The sequence below is a fragment of the Anaerosporobacter sp. genome, assembly GCF_965301125.1.
In genome coordinates this window covers 1-2,970 of record NZ_CBDLAM010000303.1, presented here as the reverse complement: position 1 = coordinate 2,970, position 2,970 = coordinate 1, and the positions used below count along the sequence as shown (strand labels likewise).

The window sequence follows — 2,970 nt, the reverse complement described above, 5'->3', positions numbered from 1 at the left end:
CTATGAATACCATGCAAATCGTTTGATCTTGTACAAAGAAATTTATATTATCTAGAAAATCTCCTGCTACTTCTTGAATTTTACTAATTACGAAATCCAATACTCTCCTGTCTTCATCAAGGTCATTCACTCTAATACCTACAACACAATAGGTATCATCTCTATGAAATCCATACTTTTCAACAACTTCAATTTGATTTTCCATATCATAAGAGGATTCCATTAATTTCTTCAGTGCAGCAGTAAGTTGCTCTTCTCGTTGTTCATCTTTAATAATCTGATTACAAAAATCCCTAGTAATGTCAACTAATTTTGTCTTCCAAGGTACTTCTAGTATAGGAAAATGTTTTTCATTGGCATACTCTAATACTTCAGCTGGTACCTTATCAATGTATGGACCAACATTGACTACTAGACCAGCTGCGTTTCTTTCTACTAAATTATTAACGAAGGGAATTAACCAATTCCCTTCCCTTTTTGCAATGCCGGTGGTAAATATCAATTCACCACCATGCAAGAAGCTACTTGCTTCAACGTCTTCTATTGTATGTACCCACTGAACAATGTTATTCATTCCCTGTTCACCTGCAAGAATACGCATTCCATACAAGTAATCAGAGTTTTGACATAATTTTTGAAGGTGCAGTGCCATATTTCATCACTCATTTCCTACTTGAACTTAATAGTAACGTATTCCTTAATTAATTCTACACATTTTTCTCTACCAATACGGTAGCTATTAAGAACAAGATCATAATTTATTGGATTTGTCCAATCCTTACCACCAGTATAGTACTTATAATAATTACTTCTATATTTATCTGTTTTCTTTATTAGTTGATGTGCTCTTTCTTCAGTAACATTCATCTTGTTCATAATGGAAGCTACACATGCTGAACGTGGTGCCTCGATATATACACTAATTACATTATTATTTGTTCCAAGGATATAATCTGCACATTTTCCTACTATAATACATGACTCTGTTTTTGCTAATTTTCTTATGATTTCAGCTTGAATATTAAATAGGTTTATATCTGATACGAAATCTTTTTCTGTAGGTTTAACAACAGTATTATAAGGAACCGACTTCAAAAGATTAACTAGGTAGCTACCATGTAACTTCTCATCAACTGATACAAACTCACTTTCATCAATACCACTCATTTCGGACGCCATCGTTAGGATTTGTCTTTCATAACAAGGTATCTGTAGTTCTTTGGCTAATTTCGTTGCTATTTCCTTACCTCCGCTACCAAAACCTCTTGCTATTGTAATTACATAATTGTTCATCGTCATCCTCCTTTACTTTGTCAAATTTAACAGTTTATTTATTCAGCATCTGCCTTTAATACTGCATTCAACATAACAGTCGCTCCATCTGTACAATGTTCTGGTGTTGAATACTCTGGCTCACAATGGGATAAACCATCTTTCGATTGAACGAAGATCATTGTTGTTGGTAACATATAAGCTGCGAATTGTGCATCATGACCAGCACCTGAGTGGATATATTGATGTTTTACTTCTAATTCTTCTGCTGCTTCCTTAACATAAGAAACTAATTTCTTATCCCAATAAACAGTATCACGGTTCCAAGCTCTTACAACTTCACAAGTACAACCATTCCACTCTTTATCAGCAACACTTTTGACAATTGCAAGCACTTTCTCAAGTACTTTAGGATCTTCATGTCTTGCATCAATTGAGAAATCGAAGTAATCAGGTACACAAGTATGTACACAAGGGTGACATACCACTTCACCAGTTGTATAAACCAAATCGGATACTCCTAATTTGTCGATTTCTTCATGTAAGTAACAAAGTGCCATAGATGCTGCGTAGAATGCATCACGTCTCTTAGGCATTGGGAAAGTTCCTGCATGAACGGTTTGACCATAGAAACGAACACGATAGTTAAACATTCCAAGTACACAATCAACTACACCAATTGTATTACCTGCATCTTCAAGAATTGGTCCTTGCTCAATATGTGTTTCAAACATATATTGATATTTCTCTGGTGAGATTCTATATTTCTTATCTCCTTTGAATCCAGATGCCTCTAATGCATCACCAAAGGTTTTTGATCCATCTAAGATACTCTTTGAATTCATCATATCCTCGTATTTGAACTTACCGCGAATATCTTCTGGGAGATAATCGTAACATACAATACCGGAGCACATCATTGCTGGTGGATACAACGAACCCTCTTCATTGGTCCAAATCATTGCTGTTAATGGATGTTTATGAGGAATCTTTTGATCAGCTATTGTTTCAAGAACTTCCATTGCTGACATAACTCCTAGAACACCATCGTAGTTACCGCCATTCTTAACGGAGTCAACATGAGATCCCATAACAATACGTTTTGCATCTGGGTCACTTCCAGGAAGTGTTGCATACATATTTGCAAGATCATCTACTTCAATAGTTGCACCAATTGCTTCCATACGTTTCTTAAATTCATTTCTTGCCATAAGGGCTTCTTCTGATAGGGAATATCTTGTAATACCGCCATGACCAGCGTCTCCAAAAGTTGAAAATGTTTTGATTTTATCTGACATTCTTTCTAAGCTACATTTATACATAATAATTACCTACCTTTCTATATTTATCTGGGATTCGAGTGTCAAATGACCTTAATTAAAGTTAATGAGGCATATCCAAGAATATTTATTTATTAGTTTATTACATGTACTTGCATATCTAAATGGAATAAGCAAAACTCTCAATATTTAGATTTGCTTCTTAGCTTACGTACTATGACTAAAAAACGATAGCGAAACAACCTTAGTACCTCTTAGTGTGTACTTAGTAACCTAGGAAGGCGAGGCATGGAAGCCGAGCCAGACTTCGCTGAGGCAGGATGCCGAATCGAAGGCGGTTCCGCATCAATTGACGAAACTTGGTGTACACACTTAGAAGTACTTAGGTGTGTAGCGTGTTTCGTGTTATAGTACGTAA

At 35.6% G+C, this 2,970-nt stretch carries 4 protein-coding genes; 1 reads left to right on the top strand and 3 read right to left on the bottom strand.

Annotated elements, in window-relative coordinates; all coding sequences use genetic code 11:
- The 3 genes from ACW2QF_RS19095 to ACW2QF_RS19085 form a co-directional block, all read right to left on the bottom strand.
- Nucleotides 1-652 (bottom strand): PucR family transcriptional regulator ligand-binding domain-containing protein (locus ACW2QF_RS19095; RefSeq protein WP_455717607.1); only part of this gene is annotated, 652 nt, incomplete at its 3' end.
- Between the two features lie 17 nt (nt 653-669).
- On the bottom strand, nt 670-1,293 hold the full coding sequence (locus ACW2QF_RS19090) for a cytidylate kinase-like family protein (protein ID WP_455717606.1): 624 nt from the start codon (nt 1,291-1,293) through the stop codon (nt 670-672).
- 38 nt (nt 1,294-1,331) lie between these two features.
- The gene (locus ACW2QF_RS19085; RefSeq protein WP_455717605.1) at nt 1,332-2,594 is read right to left on the bottom strand and encodes an allantoate amidohydrolase; all 1,263 of its coding nucleotides are present in this window, start codon (nt 2,592-2,594) and stop codon (nt 1,332-1,334) included.
- Between the two features lie 246 nt (nt 2,595-2,840).
- On the opposite strand from ACW2QF_RS19085, the gene ACW2QF_RS19080 reads away from it, so the two are divergent.
- Complete coding sequence (locus ACW2QF_RS19080) at nt 2,841-2,963, top strand: hypothetical protein (RefSeq protein WP_455717604.1); 123 nt, start codon at nt 2,841-2,843, stop codon at nt 2,961-2,963.
- The last annotated feature ends 7 nt before the right edge of the window (nt 2,964-2,970 follow it).

Excerpts from the sequence above, each read along its gene's own strand:
- ACW2QF_RS19085 (WP_455717605.1), bottom strand. The coding sequence starts at position 2,594 with ATGTATAAATGTAGCTTAGAAAGAATGTCAGATAAAATCAAAACATTT.
- ACW2QF_RS19080 (WP_455717604.1), top strand. The coding sequence starts at position 2,841 with ATGGAAGCCGAGCCAGACTTCGCTGAGGCAGGATGCCGAATCGAAGGC.
- ACW2QF_RS19090 (WP_455717606.1), bottom strand. The coding sequence starts at position 1,293 with ATGAACAATTATGTAATTACAATAGCAAGAGGTTTTGGTAGCGGAGGT.